Source organism: Aeromonas sp. CA23 (assembly GCF_002587065.1).
Classification (GTDB): domain Bacteria; phylum Pseudomonadota; class Gammaproteobacteria; order Enterobacterales; family Aeromonadaceae; genus Aeromonas; species Aeromonas bestiarum.
In genome coordinates, this window is the sequence record NZ_CP023818.1 from 2,695,633 (window position 1) to 2,713,018 (window position 17,386).

The 17,386-nt window shown below is 59.6% G+C and carries 18 protein-coding genes and 1 pseudogene; 12 read left to right on the forward strand and 7 right to left on the reverse strand.

What is annotated here, in order from left to right; all coding sequences use genetic code 11:
• Nucleotides 1-56 precede the first annotated feature (56 nt).
• Both CK910_RS12645 and CK910_RS12650 read right to left on the reverse strand, forming a co-directional pair.
• The gene (locus CK910_RS12645; protein ID WP_098983473.1) at nucleotides 57-2,489 is read right to left on the reverse strand and encodes a formate C-acetyltransferase/glycerol dehydratase family glycyl radical enzyme; all 2,433 of its coding nucleotides are present in this window, start codon (nucleotides 2,487-2,489) and stop codon (nucleotides 57-59) included.
• A gap of 4 nt (nucleotides 2,490-2,493) precedes the next feature.
• Nucleotides 2,494-3,390, reverse strand: a complete 897-nt coding sequence (locus CK910_RS12650; protein ID WP_098983475.1) for a glycyl-radical enzyme activating protein — start codon at nucleotides 3,388-3,390, stop codon at nucleotides 2,494-2,496.
• 128 nt (nucleotides 3,391-3,518) lie between these two features.
• Here CK910_RS12650 and fsa point away from each other — a divergent pair, with 128 nt between their 5' ends.
• Both fsa and CK910_RS12660 read left to right on the forward strand, forming a co-directional pair.
• Nucleotides 3,519-4,169 carry a fructose-6-phosphate aldolase gene (gene fsa, locus CK910_RS12655; protein WP_043137560.1) on the forward strand — a complete coding sequence of 217 codons (651 nt, stop codon included), beginning with the start codon at nucleotides 3,519-3,521 and terminating at the stop codon, nucleotides 4,167-4,169.
• A gap of 109 nt (nucleotides 4,170-4,278) precedes the next feature.
• The gene (locus CK910_RS12660; RefSeq protein WP_043137557.1) at nucleotides 4,279-4,467 is read left to right on the forward strand and encodes a hypothetical protein; all 189 of its coding nucleotides are present in this window, start codon (nucleotides 4,279-4,281) and stop codon (nucleotides 4,465-4,467) included.
• Here the strand turns inward: CK910_RS12660 and CK910_RS12665 are convergent.
• Entirely contained in the window at nucleotides 4,464-5,660 is a 1,197-nt protein-coding gene (locus CK910_RS12665) for an HD-GYP domain-containing protein (protein WP_098983477.1), read from the reverse strand. The two genes, CK910_RS12660 and CK910_RS12665, sit on opposite strands and share 4 nt — an antisense overlap.
• Before the next feature lie 173 nt (nucleotides 5,661-5,833).
• Here CK910_RS12665 and rsuA point away from each other — a divergent pair, with 173 nt between their 5' ends.
• Nucleotides 5,834-6,526, forward strand: coding sequence for a 16S rRNA pseudouridine(516) synthase RsuA (gene rsuA / locus CK910_RS12670; protein WP_043137550.1), 693 nt, complete (start codon nucleotides 5,834-5,836; stop codon nucleotides 6,524-6,526).
• A 138-nt stretch (nucleotides 6,527-6,664) separates the two neighbouring features.
• Here rsuA and CK910_RS12675 read toward each other — a convergent pair whose 3' ends face one another.
• The gene (locus CK910_RS12675) at nucleotides 6,665-7,564 is read right to left on the reverse strand and encodes a DMT family transporter (RefSeq protein WP_098983479.1); all 900 of its coding nucleotides are present in this window, start codon (nucleotides 7,562-7,564) and stop codon (nucleotides 6,665-6,667) included.
• Between the two features lie 240 nt (nucleotides 7,565-7,804).
• Here CK910_RS12675 and CK910_RS12680 point away from each other — a divergent pair, with 240 nt between their 5' ends.
• Nucleotides 7,805-9,442 carry a peptide ABC transporter substrate-binding protein gene (locus CK910_RS12680; protein WP_098985075.1) on the forward strand — a complete coding sequence of 546 codons (1,638 nt, stop codon included), beginning with the start codon at nucleotides 7,805-7,807 and terminating at the stop codon, nucleotides 9,440-9,442.
• A gap of 10 nt (nucleotides 9,443-9,452) precedes the next feature.
• Nucleotides 9,453-9,995 carry a phosphodiesterase gene (gene yfcE / locus CK910_RS12685; RefSeq protein ID WP_098983481.1) on the forward strand — a complete coding sequence of 181 codons (543 nt, stop codon included), beginning with the start codon at nucleotides 9,453-9,455 and terminating at the stop codon, nucleotides 9,993-9,995.
• A 72-nt stretch (nucleotides 9,996-10,067) separates the two neighbouring features.
• Here the strand turns inward: yfcE and CK910_RS12690 are convergent, their stop codons facing one another.
• The 3 genes from CK910_RS12690 to flgA all read right to left on the reverse strand — a co-directional run bounded on the left by CK910_RS12690 (nucleotide 10,068) and on the right by flgA (nucleotide 11,494).
• On the reverse strand, nucleotides 10,068-10,484 hold the full coding sequence (locus tag CK910_RS12690) for a flagella synthesis protein FlgN (protein WP_043137544.1): 417 nt from the start codon (nucleotides 10,482-10,484) through the stop codon (nucleotides 10,068-10,070).
• Nucleotides 10,481-10,801 carry a flagellar biosynthesis anti-sigma factor FlgM gene (gene flgM, locus CK910_RS12695; protein ID WP_042870570.1) on the reverse strand — a complete coding sequence of 107 codons (321 nt, stop codon included), beginning with the start codon at nucleotides 10,799-10,801 and terminating at the stop codon, nucleotides 10,481-10,483. The genes CK910_RS12690 and flgM overlap by 4 nt, the downstream gene beginning before the upstream one ends.
• A gap of 87 nt (nucleotides 10,802-10,888) precedes the next feature.
• On the reverse strand, nucleotides 10,889-11,494 hold the full coding sequence (flgA, locus tag CK910_RS12700; RefSeq protein ID WP_253852877.1) for a flagellar basal body P-ring formation chaperone FlgA: 606 nt from the start codon (nucleotides 11,492-11,494) through the stop codon (nucleotides 10,889-10,891).
• Nucleotides 11,495-11,716: 222 nt separating this feature from the next.
• Between flgA and CK910_RS12705 the strand changes: the two are divergent.
• The 7 genes and pseudogenes from CK910_RS12705 (at nucleotide 11,717) to flgF (ending at nucleotide 17,381) form a co-directional block, all read left to right on the forward strand.
• Nucleotides 11,717-12,647 (forward strand): annotated as a pseudogene (locus tag CK910_RS12705) (chemotaxis protein CheV).
• An 18-nt stretch (nucleotides 12,648-12,665) separates the two neighbouring features.
• A complete protein-coding gene (locus CK910_RS12710; protein ID WP_098983483.1) occupies nucleotides 12,666-13,490 on the forward strand; it encodes a CheR family methyltransferase in 825 nt (274 codons plus the stop codon).
• A 62-nt stretch (nucleotides 13,491-13,552) separates the two neighbouring features.
• On the forward strand, nucleotides 13,553-13,951 hold the full coding sequence (flgB, locus tag CK910_RS12715) for a flagellar basal body rod protein FlgB (RefSeq protein WP_042870562.1): 399 nt from the start codon (nucleotides 13,553-13,555) through the stop codon (nucleotides 13,949-13,951).
• Complete coding sequence (gene flgC / locus CK910_RS12720) at nucleotides 13,951-14,370, forward strand: flagellar basal body rod protein FlgC (RefSeq protein WP_042870559.1); 420 nt, start codon at nucleotides 13,951-13,953, stop codon at nucleotides 14,368-14,370. The genes flgB and flgC overlap by 1 nt, the downstream gene beginning before the upstream one ends.
• A gap of 15 nt (nucleotides 14,371-14,385) precedes the next feature.
• Complete coding sequence (locus CK910_RS12725) at nucleotides 14,386-15,117, forward strand: flagellar hook assembly protein FlgD (protein WP_098983486.1); 732 nt, start codon at nucleotides 14,386-14,388, stop codon at nucleotides 15,115-15,117.
• A 10-nt stretch (nucleotides 15,118-15,127) separates the two neighbouring features.
• On the forward strand, nucleotides 15,128-16,489 hold the full coding sequence (gene flgE, locus CK910_RS12730; protein ID WP_098983489.1) for a flagellar hook protein FlgE: 1,362 nt from the start codon (nucleotides 15,128-15,130) through the stop codon (nucleotides 16,487-16,489).
• Nucleotides 16,490-16,634: 145 nt separating this feature from the next.
• On the forward strand, nucleotides 16,635-17,381 hold the full coding sequence (flgF, locus tag CK910_RS12735; RefSeq protein ID WP_042870552.1) for a flagellar basal-body rod protein FlgF: 747 nt from the start codon (nucleotides 16,635-16,637) through the stop codon (nucleotides 17,379-17,381).
• Nucleotides 17,382-17,386: the final 5 nt, after the last annotated feature.

Sequence of the window (17,386 nt, forward strand, 5' to 3'; positions counted from 1 at the left end):
CCCGTGGGGTGGCTTGCCAATCATATGACGTCACAGGCGCCATGGGGAGGGCCCCGTCAGAGACTGTGCTCGGTGCGGGCGATGATATCATCTTGCGCATCCGGGGATAAGGCGGTGAAGAAGGCCGAATAGCCCGCCACCCGCACCACCAGATCCCGGTACTGGTCGGGATGGGCCTTGGCCGCCAGCAGCGTCTCCCGCGAGACTATGTTGTACTGCACGTGCCACCCCTTGTGCACCTCGAAGAAGGTGCGCAGCAGGCTCATCAGCTTGGTTTTGTCCCGCTCGTTTTCAAGGCTGGCCGGACTCAGCTTCTGGTTGAGCAGCACGCCACCGAGAATGGCCGCCGTGGGCAGCTTGCCGATGGAGTTGAATACCGCCGTGGGCCCGAGGCGATCCGAGCCCGAGGAGGGACTGGCCCCTTCCGCCAGCGGGGTGCGGGCGTGGCGGCCATCCGGGGTGGCCAGGGTGGCCGCACCAAACGGCACGTTGGCCGAGATGGAGGAGGTGCCTGCATAGTAGGTGCCGCCGATGGGGCCACGGCCGAAGCGGGTGTTGTGCAATCCCTTCAGCTCGTCGATGTAGCTCTGGTAAGCCTGCACCAGCAGCATGTCCACCTCGTCCAGATCGTTGCCATATTTGGGGGCCGCATGGGTGAGGCGCTGGCGCAGCTGCTCCCCTGCCAGTCCTGCAAAGTCCTGCTCCAGCGCGGCAGCCAGCTCGCGCTGATCCACTACGCCCTGCTCGAACACCAATTTTTTAAGGGCTGCCAGACTGTTGCCCAGGTTGGCTACCCCCACCTGCAGGCCGGAGACCCAGTCATAGACGGCACCCCCCTCCTTGATGGTCTTGCCGCGCTCGATGCAGTCATCCACTAGCGTGCTGCAGAGGATGTCGTGGGCCTGCGCCTCCAGCACGCTGTCGACCACGCAGTCGATCTCGATGGATTTGCGGGTGAAGTAGCGCACCTGCTCGTCCCAGCGGGCCATCACCTCGTCAAAGTGGCCAAAGGTCCCTTCCCGCAGCGACTGGGATTGGGACAGGAATACTTGGCCTGTGGTGGCATCGCGGCCGCCATCGAGGGCCGCCAGCAGGATGCGGGCGAAGTTGATGAAACTCATGCCGGTGCAGCGGTAGCCCCACTTGCCGGGCACTGCGGTCTCGATGCAGCCGATGGCGGCGTAGTGGTGGGCATCCTCCACGCTCACCCCGAGCTTGATGAACTCGGGGATCACCACCTCGTCGTTGTTGAAGGCGGGCATGCCAAAGCCGCAGCGGATCACCTGAATGCAGGCGTCGAGGAAGTCTTCGCTCATTCGTGCGTGGTAGCGCACCGAGAGGTTGGGCTGGGTAGAGCGCAGCTGGCCGCAGGACTCCAGAATCGCGTAAGAGAGACCGTTGACTGCGTCGTGGGCTTTCCCATCGCGCCAGTTCTGGCCGCCTATGGTGACGTTCTGGTAGAGGGGGCTGCCGGCGGAGGCCTTGGAGTGGGTGCCTGAGCGGATCTTGTTCACCTCCAGCAACTTCAGCCAGCACCCTTGCAGCAGTTCGATGGCGCGGGGGCGTGACAGGGATCCTGACAGTTCCACCTCGCGGCGATACCAAGGGTAGAGGTATTGATCCATCCGGCCAAACGACACCGAGTGGCCGTTGGATTCGATCTGCAGGATGAGCTGGATGAAGTAGCAGAGCTGCAGCGCCTGCCAGAAAGTCTCGGGGGGCTGGTGGGCTATGTGGGCGCAGTTCAGCGCCATGGTTTCAAGCTCGCTTCGGCGCTCGGGGCCCGGCTCTATCGTGGCCATGTCACGGGCAAGAGTGGCGTAGCGCCCGATGTGATCGCTGACCGCATCCAGGGTGATGGCGACGGCATGCAGGAACTGCTCGCGCTGCAGATCGGCCCAATCCGCCAGATCCAGCCGACTGCGCCGCTCGGCCACCTTGGCCTTGAAGCCATCGAGACCCAGCGTGAGCAACTCGTCGTAGTTGACCGCGAGGTGGGCATCCCCCGAGGTCATGTTGCCCTCGGCCTTGATGATGCCGCTCTCCAGCAGTGCTTTCTGCTCGTCGGTAAAGAGGCCGAAGCAGCGATCCTGCACCGTCTGGCCGCGCCAGAAGGGGGTGAGGGCGTGGATGATCTCCTTGTCGGTTTCGCTCACCGCAAAACCGGCGCCGGGTCTGTCTGCCAGCTCGTCGATCTCCTTCTCAATCCAGCCCACAGTGTATTCGGGGAAGAGCGGCGCCGCCCGCACCTGACTGGCCTGATTGCCGACGATAAGCTCCTCGTGCTTGATCCAGATGGTGCGTTCCTTGAGGTGATGGGCCAGCGCCAGGGCGCGGCGCACCGGCAGCGGCCGGGCGAGGTGAGCCTGATAGGCTTGCGTGTAGTGGCGGGCACGCTCGGTGCAGACCGGCGGCTGAACGATGTGGATCAGGCTCTCTTTGTGGGCGCGGATCCGCAGGCTGAGGCTATTGAGGTCGAGCTGGGTCATGATCTTATCCTCTGGTCACAGGGGTCAGTCCCTGACGTTGGGCGTATGCGTGGGCAAAGCTGAGTAAATCGGGGTTGTCGAGCGGCGCGTCCGGCGCCAGATAGGGCAGATCCAGCAGGGCATATTTGCCCATCCCCAGAGTGTGGTAGGGGAGGAAGTGGATCTCCTGCACAGTGCCGAGGCTGGCGGCCGTGTCTGTGATGGCTTCGATGGATTCGCGGTCGGCATTGAAGCCGGGAATGAGCGGCACCCGGATCTGCATGGGCACGCCGTATTCGGCGAGGCGTTTGAGGTTAGCGATGGGCAGCTCCACCTTGCCGCGAGTCCAGTCGAAGAAGCGCTTCTCATCCACATGCTTGAGATCCGCCAGCAGCAGATCCAGCGAGGGGAGGCTTGGCTCAATATGATGCCAGGGCACATGCAGGCAGCTCTCGACCGCAGTGTGCAGCCCTTGTGCCTTGCAGCGGGCCAGCAGGGCGGCGGCAAAGTCGGGCTGCATAAAAGGCTCGCCGCCGGAGAGGGTGACGCCACCGCCGCTGCGCTCGAAGAAGGGACGATCCCGCAGTATGGTGTCCATCAGGGTGTCCAGCGTTTCATCCCGGCCACACACCTGCAGCGCTTCGCTCGGGCAGAGGCCGCGCAGCCGTTCCATGTCCTCGGCATTGAGGGCTGAACGGGTGAGCTGGATGCCCTCGCTGTCACGCAAGATTGCCGGACAGGTCTGGCTGCAGAGCCGGCATCCCTCGATGCACTGGCGCCGGTCGAGTAGTATGTCCGGCTTGGGAGAGCGGCTTTCCGGGTTTTGACACCACAGACAGGCCAGCGAGCACCCCTTGAGAAACACCAGGGTGCGAATGCCGGGGCCATCGTGAGTTGAATATCGTTGCAGGTCGAAAATCATACCGCCTCCTTTTGTTTTTTCATTCTATTTACTTTCATTCGAAAGTTGATTTGATTTCGATCAAGCAATTCGCAGATGTTTTGTCGCTAGAATGGCGACATATTGAACATCCCGTTAAGGAGTTAGAGATGGAGCTGTATCTCGATACCGCCGATGTGGCGGCAGTGCGTCGCTGGTCACGGATCCTGCCGTTGGCCGGTGTGACCACCAATCCTTCCATTACTGCCGCCGGGGGATTGCCGCTCAAGGCGCTGCTGCCCGCCCTGCGTGACGTGCTGGGCCCCAAGGCGCGACTGTTTGCCCAGGTGATGGCCAAAACCGAGACAGAGATGGTGCGCGAGGCGTTCGCCCTGCGTGAGCTGGACCCGGATCTGGTGATCAAGATCCCGGTATGTGAGGAGGGGCTGGCGGCGATCAAGAGCCTGACCGCCAACGGCGTGCCGACTCTGGGCACGGCTGTCTACACCCCGCTGCAGGGTTGGCTGGCGGCTGTGGCTGGCGCTGAATATGTCGCCCCTTATGTCAACCGGCTGGATGCTCAGGGTGGCGATGGCATAGCCACGGTGCAGGAATTGCAACAGCTGCTGGCGCTGCATGCACCGAACAGCAAGGTGCTGGCGGCCTCCTTCCGTACCCCGCGCCAGGCGCTCGATTGCCTGCTGGCTGGTTGCCAATCCATCACACTGCCGCTCGACGTGGCCGAGCAGTTGCTGAAGGTACCCGCGGTGGATGCGGCATTGGCGAAGTTTGATCAGGATTGGCAGCGGGCCTTTGCCTGAGGTCAGCGGCCGGCTTGAGGGAGCCTAGAGGAGGGGCGACGGGCGGACTAAGCTATAAGAGACAACCCGGTGTGACGGGCTGATGTCGATGGCTAACCGGAGGTGCCTCATGAGCGACCATACCCTGCTGCCCCATGGTGAAGATCTGCGCCGCGCCGTGCGCTGGCTCAGCGAGCACCATCAACACGACATCCGGGCCATCGAAGAGGCCTGCATCCGCTTTGACCTGTCACCGCTGGATGAGGAGTTTCTCATCCAGCATTGTGTCGAGCGGTCCCGGGAGGGGGGAACCAACTAGACGAAGTTGGCGAGGCTGATGCCGAACTCCTTGGGATCGACCGTGCTTTCTATGCTCTCCTGCACTCCCGACTTCGCCAGATCCAGCCACTGCACCTCGAGGTAGTGGCGCTGGGTGGCGTGATAGATCACCTTCACCACCGGCTTGAGCGGCTCATGAGGATTGCGCTGCATGACGATGGCCAGCCGCTGGTTGGAGAGTTGAACCAGAGTTCCCACCGGATAGACCCCCATGCACTTGATGAACTTGGTCACCAGCCCCCGATCGAAATGGTGGTCGGCCCCCTTGAGCAGGATCCGGAATGCCTGGGTCGGCTGCATCCCCTGTTTGTAGACCCGATCCGCCGTCACGGCGTCGTAGACATCGACAATGCCGCTCATGCGGGTATGGAGGGAGAGCTGATCTCCCTTGAGGTGGCGGGGGTAACCCGTGCCATCGAGCCGCTCGTGGTGATTGGCGGCGACTTCCAGCATGGTGGCCGTGATGCCGGGGGTATGGCTGAGGATGTCGTAACTGTGCACCACATGCTGGCGCATCACGGTGAACTCTGCATCGGTCAGCTTGCCCGGTTTGTTGAGCACCTCGTCCGGGGTCATGATCTTGCCCACATCGTGCAGCAGGCCCCCCAGCGTCAGCTCTTTGAGCACGCTGCGATCCAGGTCCAGATAGCGGCCGAAGTTGGCCAGCAGTATGGCCACGTTCATGGAGTGCTCCATCAGGTAGGCATCCTTGGCGCGGATCCGGGCCAGGCAGAGCATGGCATCGCCGTGGGTGAACATGGTGTCTACCATCTCTTCGGCCACCGCCGCCAGCGGCGTGATGTCGATGGGCTCACCCGCCTTGAGCTGACGGATGAACTTGCCTTGCAGCTCGCGGGCTTCCTGATAGAGGCGGCGGATCTTGAGTTCACGGCCCTCGCCGTTGGCACTGCCTGCCGGGCGTTGGGAAGACGCGGACAAGGCGGCCGGGTCGGGGGAGATGATCTGCTCTATGCCGGCCAGCTTGCTGCGGGCGAGATCCACGCGCACCGTGAGCACACCGCGCCGGACCAGATCATCGATCTGCTGACGGGTGGTCACCAGCCCCATCTGGGCAATCTCCATGCCGCCTGTCTGGCTGATGATGGCGATCACATACATGCCGGCTTGCAGCTGGTTGACGGGAATGACGGGATGAGGAGTGTGCGACTTCATACGGCTTCCTGACTTTATTATTATGCGTAACGTTAGGCCCTCTGCAGGCAGTCTAACACCCGCGCCGGGCTTCGTCATGACGACATGGTCTGCATCGCCACCGCTTAGTGCTGGAGTTGTTGGCCTCGGCCTATATAATGGCGCCCCTTTATTGATGGACTCTGAGGTTGTGCATGCGGCTCGATAAATTTCTTTGCGATTGTTCCGATTTGACCCGGTCCCTGGCGGGCAAGCTGATCCGGCAGGGAGAGGTCACGGTGGACGGCATAGTGGTCAAACAACCCGCTTTTCACATCAACGAGCAGAGCCAGGTCGAATTTGACGGCGTCACGCTGACGCTGGATCAGCGCAATCGCTACTTCATGCTGCACAAACCGGAAGGGTACGTCTGCTCCAACGAAGACCCGGATCACCCGACCGTCTTCTTCCTGATGGACGAGCCCGCCATGGGCAAGCTGCACGTGGTTGGCCGACTGGATCTCGACACCACGGGTCTGGTGCTGGTCACCGACGATGGCAAATGGTCCCACCGCATCACCTCGCCGCGCCATGAGTGTGCCAAGACCTATCACGTCTGGCTGGCCGACCCCGTGCACCAGGATGCCATCTCCTTGTTTGCCGATGGTGTCTTCCTGCGCAACGAATCCGAGAAGACCCGTCCCGCCCAGCTGGAAATTCTGGGTGAGTGCGAGGCCCGCCTTACCATCCATGAAGGCAAGTATCATCAGGTGAAGCGGATGTTTGCCTCCATCGGCAACAAGGTGGTGGGACTGCATCGGGAGCAGATCGGTACACTGGTGCTGGATGACGCGCTGGCACCGGGCGAATACCGCGAGCTGACGGCCGAGGAAATCGCCCAGTTCTAGTCACCCGACCCGGCCATCAAGAGTCGATTATGGCGCCATGGGGTTAATCGAACCCACGGGCAGAACTTGGTCGCAGGCTCGATTGGCTAAGCCTATTTGGACGAGAGTGTTCAACCCCAGCGTTGACGTCGGGCCGTCTTACCCGGCTCCCAGCACCATGGTTGTCCCCAGGGTGGCCAGCAGGGCGCCTGCCCAGGCCGCCAGCGAAGGGCGCTGGCCCGAGTGCCACCACAGCAGGGGCAGCAGAATGACAGGGGTGGTGGAGGAGAGGATCGCCACCATGCCGACGTCCCCCTGACGCAAGGCGACCAGGATCAGCGTCATCCCCATGGCCATCGCCAGGAAGCCGTTGATGCCAATCATCCCCAACACCTGACGGTTGATGGGGTTGTGCGGCAGTGACAGCGGCACCCGCAGTGCCCGCAAGGTGCAGTGGGCCAACAGGGCGCTGCCCATGCGGATGCCGGAGGCGCTCACCGCATCCACATTGCCGCCCATCATCACGGGCTTGGCGATGATGGCGCCCAGACTCTGGCAGAAGGCGGCCGTCAGACCCAGACCTATGCCGATGGCGAGATGCCCGCGCACCTGTTCCCACTCGTTGTGCTGATTGCCGCCACGGCGGCCGAACAAAATGGCGAGCATGACGCCGGCAAACACCAGCAAGGCCCCCACCAGTCGCCAGCCACCGAGCTGCTCGCCAAACAACCAGAGGCCGAGCAGGGCGGAGAAGAGGGCATGGCAGGAGAACAACAGGCCGCTGCGCCTGGGGCCCAGTCGGTTCATGCAGGCAAACAGGGCGGTATCGCCGACGAAGATGCCGATAAGGCCCGACAATGCCAGCAGGGGTAGGGCGCTCTCGGTGAGAGATTGCCAGCCGCCGGTGGCGAGGCTGACGGAGCCCAGCATCAGGCTGACCAGAAACATGCGCCAGCGACTGTAGGCAAACGCCCCCAGGTGACGGGCCGGTTTGACGGAGATAAGGGCCGCCACTGCCCACAAACTGGCCGCCGCCAGCGCCAGCCACTCATACCCCATAACAACTCCTGAAAATGTAGCTAAATCGAAAGACGCATCAGGCCGTTACCGGCGACAGCCATTCGCACTTCATAAAAAACTACAGAAAAAAATAGCCCGAAAGACTCCATCTCTTGAGCAAGCCCGATACAATACGGGGCGTCTTCGGGGATAACAAGCGCAGCATCATGCATTCGTATTCAGGCGCGCTGCCGGCCTTCCCCCTTCTTGAAATAAAGTGAATTGAACGAGGTTTATGTCATGGTTTTGTGCCCCGCTTCCCGGCCAGCCCGTCGCTGGCTCTCTCCCTTGCTGCTGGGTCTGTTGATGGCCCCTGCAGTGCAGGCCACCACTGTGTCCCAGGAGCCCGCGTTGTCTGACCGCCAGACCCTGGTCAAGGGCAACGGCGCCGAGCCGGAATCCCTCGACCCGGCCCAGATCCGCTCCGGCTTTCCGGGCGAGGTCGTGCTGGTGGACTTGTTCGAGGGGCTGGTGAGCGAAGATGGCCAGGGCAAGATAGTGCCGGCCCAGGCCCAGCGCTGGGAGACCAGTGAAGATGGGCTGGTGTGGCGCTTCTTCCTGCGCCCGCAGCTCAAGTGGTCCAACGGCGAGCCGCTCGGCGCGCAGGACTTTGTCTATGCCTGGCGGCGACTGCTGGATCCGGCGCAGGGCTCACCTTCCGCCGGGCTGCTGCTGGCGACCGGCATCAACAATGCCCAGTCCATCTACGCAGGGGCGCTGGATCTCAATACCCTGGGGGTGGAGGCCGAGAGCGAGCAGATCCTGAAAGTGACCCTGGAGCGGCCTGTGCCCTATTTCCTGCAACTGATAAGCCAGCGTCCCTTCGTGCCGGTCAACGAGAAGGCCATCAACCAGTTTGGCAAGCAGTGGACCCAGCCAGGCAAGCTGGTCAGCAATGGCGCCTACAAGCTGGTGAACTGGGTGCCCAACGAGCGCATCGAGGCGGAGCGCAACGTCCAGTATTGGGACGATGCCCACACCCGGATCCAGCGGGTCACCTATCTGCCGCTTGCCTCCCAGCACGCCGAGCGGCTGCGTTACGAGGCGGGGGAGATCCAGCTCACCAACAAGGTGGCGCTGGAGTATTACCAGAAGACCAGGGAGGCGACCCCTGAGCGGATCTGGGGCCTGCCGCTGCTCGGCACCTATCTCTATACCTTCAACCTGCGTCGCCCCGAGCTGCAGGATGTGCGGGTGCGCCAGGCGCTGGCCATGACCATAGACCGACATTTGCTGACCGAGAAGGTCAGCGGCCAGGGCGAACAAGCCGCCTGGTCACTGCTGCCCGGCATGCCTGGCTATGAGGCGCTGAGTTCGCCGCTGGCCTTGCAGGATCAGCCGACCCGGCTGGCCAGGGCGAGTGCCCTGCTGGCACAGGCAGGGTACAACAGCGCGCATCCCCTCAAGCTGACACTGACCTACAACACCTCGGAGAATCACAAGAAGCTGGCACTGGCGGTGGCGGCCATGTGGAAGCCGCTGGGGGTGGAGGTGGCGCTCAACAACATGGAGTGGAACGCCTATCAGGTGGCCAAAGACAGCGGGGACTTCATGCTGGCCCGCTCCTTCCTGTTCGGGGATTACGTGGAGCCCTCGTCCATGCTCAACAGTTTCCGTTGCCAGGATCCCCAGAACGAGAGCGGCTACTGCAATCCGGCCTTTGACGGCCTGTTGCAACAGGCCTCGGAGACCCTGGATGGTAACGTCAGGACCGGGCTCTACCGTCAGGCCGAGCAGTTGCTGATGGACGAGATGCCCGCCATTCCCGTCTATCACTACAACCAGATGCGGTTGGTGGATCCCACCCTGCGTGGCCTGCCCGTTCAGAATCTCAAGGGGGCGATCGCCACCAAGGATCTCTATTTCAGCCAGCCGTGAGGAGCGTGTGATGAAGATTGCCATTATTTCGGACCTGCACGGCAGCCTGAGTGCCCTGGAGCAGGTACTTGACCAGCTTGCCGCCTGGCAGCCGGATCACTACCTGTTGCTTGGCGACGTGCTCAACCACGGCCCGCGCAACCCGGTCCCGCCGGGTTATGCCCCTGCCGCCGTGGCCGAGCGGCTCAATCAGCTGGCGCCGCAGATCATGGCGGTGCGTGGCAATTGCGACTCGGAAGTGGATCAGATGCTGCTGGATTTTCCCATGATGGCCCCCTACAACCAGTTGCTGGTGGATGGCCGGCGCTGGTTTGTCAGCCATGGTCATCTCTATCGCCCGGAAGCGGTGGCGCTGCCGGCAGGCAGTCTGTTCATCAGCGGCCATACCCATATGCCCGTGTTGCAGCGGGAAGGGGAGCTGGTGCTGATGAATCCGGGATCCATCTGTTTTCCACGGGGAGAGCTGGCGGCAACCTATGGCCGCTATGAAGACAGGGTATTGAGCATCCATGCCTGTGCAGATAGCGAGGCCTTGCTGCGTCTGACCTTGTAAGGTGTGACGAAGGCGCGGATCAGGGATGACAGTGAGGAAAAACTGGAAGCGGAAAGAGAAAGAATAGAGAGCTCAGGCCTTGATGCCGAATGAGCGGGTACCGGAGCGGGTATTGCCCTTGGCGTCATAGGTCAAGGAGTTGCGATCGCGCAGCTTGCTGAGGAAGCTTGCCAGGCGGCGGTTGGAGACGATGCTGAGCTCGAGCAGGCGACCATTGAGATCATTTTGTTCCTGGCAGGCATCGAGCTTTTCACGCAGAAGATGCATCTGCTCGGGAAAGGCATTCAGCTGTTGTTGCAGCTCGGGCAACTGGGCCAGGGTCTGATCCAGCACTTCAATATCGGCAAGCAGTTTCTGCTTGCGCTCTGCCAGCTCAGGCAGCGCCAGTGCCTGGTGCTGCCTGAGCAGGTTGAATTCCTCCTCCAGCAAACCTTGCATCTGGGAGAGGTATTCGTCTTGGGTATGCAGCAGCGAAGGTAAATCCATCATCCCAGCAGCTTGTCCAGATTGGATTCAAAGCTGAACATCTTCTTGGCCACAGCCTCGCTATTGACCTGATATTCACCATTGGCCACGGCTTTCTTCAAGCTCTCGACCCGGCTTTCATTACCGGTAGAGGCTGAGTTGAGGTTTTTCTGCATCTGTTGCAATTGCTGCGCCTCATTGGTCAAGGAGACGGAGTCGGTCTTGACGGTCGCCGCACGGTTGTCGGGGGACGAGGTCGCTGGTTTGGTATTGGCACCCTGGCTGCTACCGGTGTTTTGCAACCGATTGTTCGCTAGGTTGTTGATATTGTTGATAGCCATAGTGTTTACCTTCGTCTGCTTTGCTGTTCGCTTACCTGTTTATCGGTGACGGTCGTCAGAACTTTAGAAAAAAGTAACCTAAAACATTCAGAAGGTGACCACCACGGCGCCGACTGCGCTGACTTTTCCCTGCACCGTTTTTCCTGAACGAATATTGACGAGTCTGATCATGTCTCCGAAGCTGCCATCTTGCAAGGCTCGGGCCATGGTTTTGATTTGCATGCTGCTATTTTCTGCACTGAGTGTGACCTGATCGCCTTTGCACACCACGCAGACCTGGGTGAGCCGTATGGGCTGACCCGGTTTGAGCTCCCGCTTGCTGCGCACGCCTATGAGGGGGGTCGGGTCGCTGAGATAGTCACCACGGATCAGCGTCTGATCCTGATAGGCCAGCGTCAGCATGCCTTCGTTGAGGATGTCGCCCTTGGCCACCGGCGCCGAAACGGTCACATAGGGCTTCTGTATGCTGACCCGAACCGGCAGATAGAGATCCCAGGGTTTATCCTCCTCGCATTTGAGGTAGACGGTAGTGTTGCGACGCACCTCCATCCTGGCGGGGAAACTGATGGTGAGATGCTCTTCGCAGCGGGTCAGGGGCAGGCGTTCCTCGATGGAGGCGGCTTGTACCTGTGCCTGGGCATCGAGCGGAATATCGAGCTGGCCGAGCACAAACTCTTGTGCCATTTCTTGCAGATAGCTGGTCACCTCGGATGCCGTGGCGTGAGAAATGCCGCAAAACAGCAGTAAGGTGAGGAAAAGTCTACTAATCATTTTCGCTCGCAGGCCGATAAGTTGTTCACGCATATCACCATATTTAACTATGCTTGCTTCAGAATTCGTTTGTAGTGACATCGATAGTCTGACGCAAGCCAACACGCATGCATGATCAGTGCCAAGCGTTTTTAGGGAGTGTTTATGGCCAGTATTCTGGACTCGGTCAACCAACGTACCCAGCTGGTGGGACAAAACCGGTTGGAGTTATTGTTGTTTCGTCTCAATGGACGTCAAAGATTTGGCATCAACGTATTCAAAGTGCGTGAAGTGTTGCAATGTCCCCCCTTGACCGTCATGCCCAAGCTGAACTCCTGCATTCGCGGGGTTGCCCATATTCGCGGCCAGACCATCTCGGTGATCGATCTCAGCATGGCGATGGGCAAGCGTCCTATCGAGGACCTGACCAAGTGCTTCATCATCATCTCCGAGTACAACCGTTCCATCCAGGGCTTCTTGGTGCATTCTGTCGAGCGCATCATCAACATGAACTGGGAATCCATTCTGCCACCCCCCAAGGGGGCTGGTCGCATCAACTACATGACGGCGGTCACCGAGGTGGATGGCGAGTTGGTGGAGATCCTGGACGTTGAACGCATCCTCAACGAGATCTCGCCGGTATCGACCGAGGTTAGCAAAGAGCTGGTGGAAGCCAGCGTGGATCACCCGACCCTAGGGGGGGGGGGGGGGGGGAGGACGTCCCGTGCTGGTGGCAGATGACTCTTCCGTGGCTCGCAAGCAGGTACAACGGGCCCTCGAGGCTATCGGCGTGCAGTGCGTGCTGGCCAAGGATGGGCGTGAGGCGCTCAACATGTTGCTGGAGATGGCCAAGAATGGCCCCATCAAGGATCAGATTGCCCTGGTGATCTCGGACATCGAGATGCCGGAAATGGACGGTTATACTTTTACCGCCGAGATCCGCAACAATCCCAATCTCAAGGACTTACATGTTATTCTGCACACATCCCTCAGTGGGGTGTTCAATCAGGCCATGGTGCAGAAAGTCGGTGCGAACAATTTCATTGCCAAATTCCAGCCGGATGAATTGGCCAAGGCCGTACAAGGCGCACTCTAATCAAGAAGAACAAACTGCATGAAGACACTTTCGGACGACTTATACAAACAATTCAGCAACTTTCTGGCAGTACAGAGCGGGATCGTGCTGGGTGACAACAAACAGTATCTGGTCAAGAGTCGGCTTTCGCCCTTGATGACTCAGTTTGGTATTGAGAGTCTGTCTGATCTGGTTACGCGAGCGATGAGTGTGCGTGAGCGCGACCTGAAAATGGCAGTGGTTGATGCCATGACCACCAACGAAACCCTGTGGTTTCGGGATACCTATCCATTCCAGTTGCTGACGGACAAGATCTTTCCTGAACTCGGCAAGAGCGGCCGCCCGATCAAGATATGGTCGGCAGCGTCTTCGTCCGGCCAGGAACCCTATTCCATCGCCATGACGGCGCTGGAGCAGCAGGTCAAGAAGCCAGGCACCTTGCCCGGTGGCGTGCAGATCGTGGGCACGGACATTTCCAGCACCATGCTCAACCAGTGCAAGGAAGGGGTGTACGACAGTCTGGCGCTGGCCCGCGGCCTGTCGCCCGAGCGCAAGAAGCTGTTCTTCGAAGCGTATGGCGACAACAAGATGCGGGTGGTGGAGCGTGTCAGAAAATTGACCACCTTCCGGCCGCTGAACCTGCTGGAGAGCTACAGCCTGCTCGGCAAGTTCGACATCATCTTCTGCCGCAACGTACTCATCTATTTTGCGCCGGAAGTGAAGTCCAAGATCCTCAACCAGTTCGCAACCAGTCTCAATCCCGGCGGTTATCTGATGCTGGGGGCTTCCGAGTCACTGGCCGGTCTGACCGACAGGTTCGAAATGGTCCGCTGCAATCCCGGCATCGTCTACAAAGTCAAATAATCCCCGCCTAAATCCCCTTTGGCACACCTCTTGCTAATAATTTATCAAGCAGGAGGTGTGCTATGGCAATTTCATTCGACAAGGCATTTGGTATTCATCAATACGCGCTGAGCGTTCGCTCCAAGCGTGCAGAGGTGTTGTCCAGCAACATTGCCAACGCGGATACCCCGGGTTTCAAAGCCAGGGATATCAACTTCTCACAGGCACTGGAAGAGGCCCAGCATCAGCAGGGGTTCGGTCTGGCGACGACCAGTGAGAAGCACTTTGCCTTGCAGTCGGATGCCCCTGGCCTGACGCAGTACCGCAATCCTCTGCAGCCCGACACCGGTGATGGCAACACGGTGGACGTGCAGCAGGAGCGCAGCGAGTTCTTGCGCAACAGCCTTGAGTACCAGACCTCCCTCGAATTTATGAATAGCAAGATCAGTGGCCTGCTGAAGGCGCTGAAAGGAGAACAGTAATGAGTTTGTTCAAGGTCTTTGACATTGCAGGCTCGGCCATGAGTGCACAGTCTGTTCGACTCAACACGGTGGCCAGCAATATGGCCAACGCCGACAGCGTCAGCTCCAGTGTGGAAAATACTTACCATGCCAGGCGGCCAATCTTTGCCGCTCAGCTGGATCAGGCCATGTCAGACAAGCAGGCATCCGTCGGGGTCGAGGTGAAGGGGATTGTCGAGAGCGAGGCCCCCTTGCTCAAGGAGTACAACCCGGGCCACCCCATGGCTGACAAGGATGGCTTTATTTTCAAGCCCAACGTCAACATGGTGGAGGAGATGGCAGACATGATCAACGCCTCACGCAGTTATCAGACCAATGTGCAGGTTGCCGATTCTGCCAAGAAGATGCTGCAGCAGACGCTTCAGCTTGGCAAGTCCTGATAGGGGTAAGCACAGATGGTAGATACAACCAATAATGTGAACGGCATCAGCCGTACCACATCCCAGACCACTGGTACGACGACGCCCAAGAAAGAGCTGGATCAGGCGTCGTTTCTGAAGCTGCTGACCATGCAGCTCTCTTATCAGGATCCGTTCAAGCCGGTGGACAACGCCCAGATGCTGTCCCAGATGACATCGATGTCGACCTCGGAAGGGATCACGAGTCTGTCGACCCAGATGGGCAATCTGAATACCTTGATGACCTCCAGCCAGGCGCTGCAGGCTTCCGCTCTGGTGGGTCAGAACGTACTCATTCCCTCCAACACCGGCTATCTGGAAAAAGATGGCAAGATCTCCGGAGTGGCTGCCGTCGGCGACAAGACAATGTCGAACGTGAAAATCACGGTGGAAGATGAAAAAGGGCAGGTTGTCAAGACCTTCTCCCTTGATGGAGAACATCAGGGTAACGTGGCCTTCAGCTGGGATGGGACCGACAAGGACGGCAAGCCCGTCAAAGAGGGCAAGTACCAGATTAAAGCGACCGGCACAGTGGCCGGCAAATCAGAGAGCATTTCGGCCTTGACCTATGGGCGAGTAGAAAGCGTCACCCTGGGTAATGGCACCTCTCCCACCCTGGTTAAATTGAAAGGACTCGGGGCCATTTCTCTGGGGGATATCCTGGAGATTGCCGGTACCAATTCCAACCAGACCACACCACCAACGACCAAGCCTACAGCATCGATCTAAGGAGCTGGATATGTCATTTAACAATGCCTTGAGCGGTGTCAACGCGGCACAAAAAGATCTGAACGTCACCGCCAACAACATTGCCAACGTCAACTCGATCGGCTTCAAGGAGTCGCGAGCCGAATTTGCCGATGTGTATGCGAACTCGATCTTCGTCAATGCCAAGACGCAAGTCGGTAATGGTGTGGCCACGGGGGCTGTTGCACAGCAGTTTCATCAGGGGGCGCTGCAATTTACTAACAACTCGCTGGACCTTGCCATTCAGGGCAATGGTTTCTTCGTGACCTCGGACGGTCTGACCAATCTGGATCGCACCTATACCCGGGCCGGGGCCTTCAAGCTCGACGAAAACAGTTACATGGTCAACAACCAGGGCCATTACCTGCAGGGGTATGAAGTCAACGTGGATGGCACGCCGAAGGCGGTGAGCATCAACGCCACCAAGCCTATCCAGATCCCCGACAAGGCCGGTGTGCCGACCAAGACCAGTACAATTGAAGCAAGCTTCAACTTTCCGTCAGATGCCAAGCCCCTTGCCGCCGGGAATGCGGCTGCAGACGCCTCCATCTTCGATCCGACCAATGACAAGAGTTACTCTGCGTCGACCTCGGTCACCATCTATGACTCGTTGGGCTCACCCCATGTCATTACTCAATATTTTGTCAAGGAGGCGGACCCGGCGAACGTGACCCAGCCTGCGAGCCCGACCGCCTGGCGCATGTACATGTATGAAGGTAACAAACCGATTGATGTGGCCGGTGGTGTACCCACGACAATGGCCGCGAGCGTGACCACGACTCCTCCGTTGGCGGCGCGCGTCACCTTCGATGCCGATGGCAAGATGATCACGCCGACTACGCCGGCCACCATCAAGACCATAGCACTGGGGACACCGGGGGCCGGTATCATCACCAATGGTGCCGATGGTACCCAGCAGGTGGAGCTCAAGCTCACCAATGTGACCCAGTTCTCCTCCCCGTTTGAGGTGAACAAACTGACTCAGGACGGTTCCACAGTCGGTCGTCTGACCAAGGTCGAGATCACCGCCGATGGCATCGTCTCCGCCACCTACAGCAACGCTACCACCTTGAAAGTGGCCATGGTCGCCATGGCCAAGTTCGCCAACTCGCAAGGGTTGACTCAGGTGGGGGATACCTCCTGGCGCCAGTCCCTGCTCTCCGGCGATGCTTTGCCGGGTACCCCTAATTCGGGCACCTTTGGCAGCATCAAGTCCTCCTCGCTGGAGCAATCCAACGTGGACTTGACCTCCCAGCTGGTGAACCTGATCACGGCGCAGCGCAACTTCCAGGCCAACTCCCGTTCGCTGGAAGTGAACAGCTCGCTGCAGCAGACCATACTGCAGATCCGTTAAGTCATAACATGATGACAAGGGCGCCTCGGCGCCCTTTTTCTCGGCATTTCCCGCCTGTTTTATCTCCCCCCTTGTATTCCTGAGCCGGTATTGGCACTCAAATTGCAGTTCTCTCTCCAGAGTCATCAGTTTGACGGAGGATCCCATGGATCACCTGCTTTACATCGCCATGTCCGGGGCCAAGGAGAACATGAACAGCCTGGCTGTGCGTGGCAACAACCTGGCCAACGCCAACACCATAGGCTTCAAGTCTGACTTCGAGCAGGCGCGCAGCATGCAGGCGTTCGGCGAAGGGTTGCCCTCCCGGGTGTTCGCCATGACGGAGCGGCCGGGTCAGAATCTGCAGCATGGCATGCTGATGACCACGGGTCGGGATCTTGACGTGGCCGTTGATGGTCAGGGCTGGATCGCGGTGCAGGATCCCAAGGGGGGCGAAGCCTATACCCGCATGGGTAACCTGCAGCTGAGTGCGACCGGCAACCTGCAGACCTCTACCGGCCTCAATGTCGTGGACGATGGTGGCCAACCCATAGTGCTGCCGTTGCCGATGGAAAAGATCGAGATCAATCGGGATGGCACCATCAGCGGTCGTCCCGAAGGCGCCGCGGCCAACCTGCCCGAGGATTTCCAGCGTATCAAGCTGGTAAAGCCTGCTGCCGATGCGGTGGAGAAGGGGCAGGACGGCTTGTTTCGTCGCAAGGATGGCCAGACTGAAGCCGCCTCGGCCAATGTCGGCCTCATCGCCGGCTCGCTCGAGGGCAGCAACGTCAACGTGGTCGATGAGATGACCAACCTTATCCGGTTGCAACGTCAGTTCGAAACCCAGGTCAAAATAATGAAGACCGCGGAAGAGAATGACGAAGCCCAAACCCAGCTGCTGCGTATCAGCTAATCAAG

Excerpts from the sequence above, each read along its gene's own strand:
- CK910_RS12645 (WP_098983473.1), bottom strand. The coding sequence starts at position 2,489 with ATGACCCAGCTCGACCTCAATAGCCTCAGCCTGCGGATCCGCGCCCAC.
- CK910_RS12650 (WP_098983475.1), bottom strand. The coding sequence starts at position 3,390 with ATGATTTTCGACCTGCAACGATATTCAACTCACGATGGCCCCGGCATT.
- fsa (WP_043137560.1), top strand. The coding sequence starts at position 3,519 with ATGGAGCTGTATCTCGATACCGCCGATGTGGCGGCAGTGCGTCGCTGG.
- CK910_RS12660 (WP_043137557.1), top strand. The coding sequence starts at position 4,279 with ATGAGCGACCATACCCTGCTGCCCCATGGTGAAGATCTGCGCCGCGCC.
- CK910_RS12665 (WP_098983477.1), bottom strand. The coding sequence starts at position 5,660 with ATGAAGTCGCACACTCCTCATCCCGTCATTCCCGTCAACCAGCTGCAA.
- rsuA (WP_043137550.1), top strand. The coding sequence starts at position 5,834 with ATGCGGCTCGATAAATTTCTTTGCGATTGTTCCGATTTGACCCGGTCC.
- CK910_RS12675 (WP_098983479.1), bottom strand. The coding sequence starts at position 7,564 with ATGGGGTATGAGTGGCTGGCGCTGGCGGCGGCCAGTTTGTGGGCAGTG.
- CK910_RS12680 (WP_098985075.1), top strand. The coding sequence starts at position 7,805 with ATGGTTTTGTGCCCCGCTTCCCGGCCAGCCCGTCGCTGGCTCTCTCCC.
- yfcE (WP_098983481.1), top strand. The coding sequence starts at position 9,453 with ATGAAGATTGCCATTATTTCGGACCTGCACGGCAGCCTGAGTGCCCTG.
- CK910_RS12690 (WP_043137544.1), bottom strand. The coding sequence starts at position 10,484 with ATGATGGATTTACCTTCGCTGCTGCATACCCAAGACGAATACCTCTCC.
- flgM (WP_042870570.1), bottom strand. The coding sequence starts at position 10,801 with ATGGCTATCAACAATATCAACAACCTAGCGAACAATCGGTTGCAAAAC.
- CK910_RS12710 (WP_098983483.1), top strand. The coding sequence starts at position 12,666 with ATGAAGACACTTTCGGACGACTTATACAAACAATTCAGCAACTTTCTG.
- flgB (WP_042870562.1), top strand. The coding sequence starts at position 13,553 with ATGGCAATTTCATTCGACAAGGCATTTGGTATTCATCAATACGCGCTG.
- flgC (WP_042870559.1), top strand. The coding sequence starts at position 13,951 with ATGAGTTTGTTCAAGGTCTTTGACATTGCAGGCTCGGCCATGAGTGCA.
- CK910_RS12725 (WP_098983486.1), top strand. The coding sequence starts at position 14,386 with ATGGTAGATACAACCAATAATGTGAACGGCATCAGCCGTACCACATCC.
- flgE (WP_098983489.1), top strand. The coding sequence starts at position 15,128 with ATGTCATTTAACAATGCCTTGAGCGGTGTCAACGCGGCACAAAAAGAT.
- flgF (WP_042870552.1), top strand. The coding sequence starts at position 16,635 with ATGGATCACCTGCTTTACATCGCCATGTCCGGGGCCAAGGAGAACATG.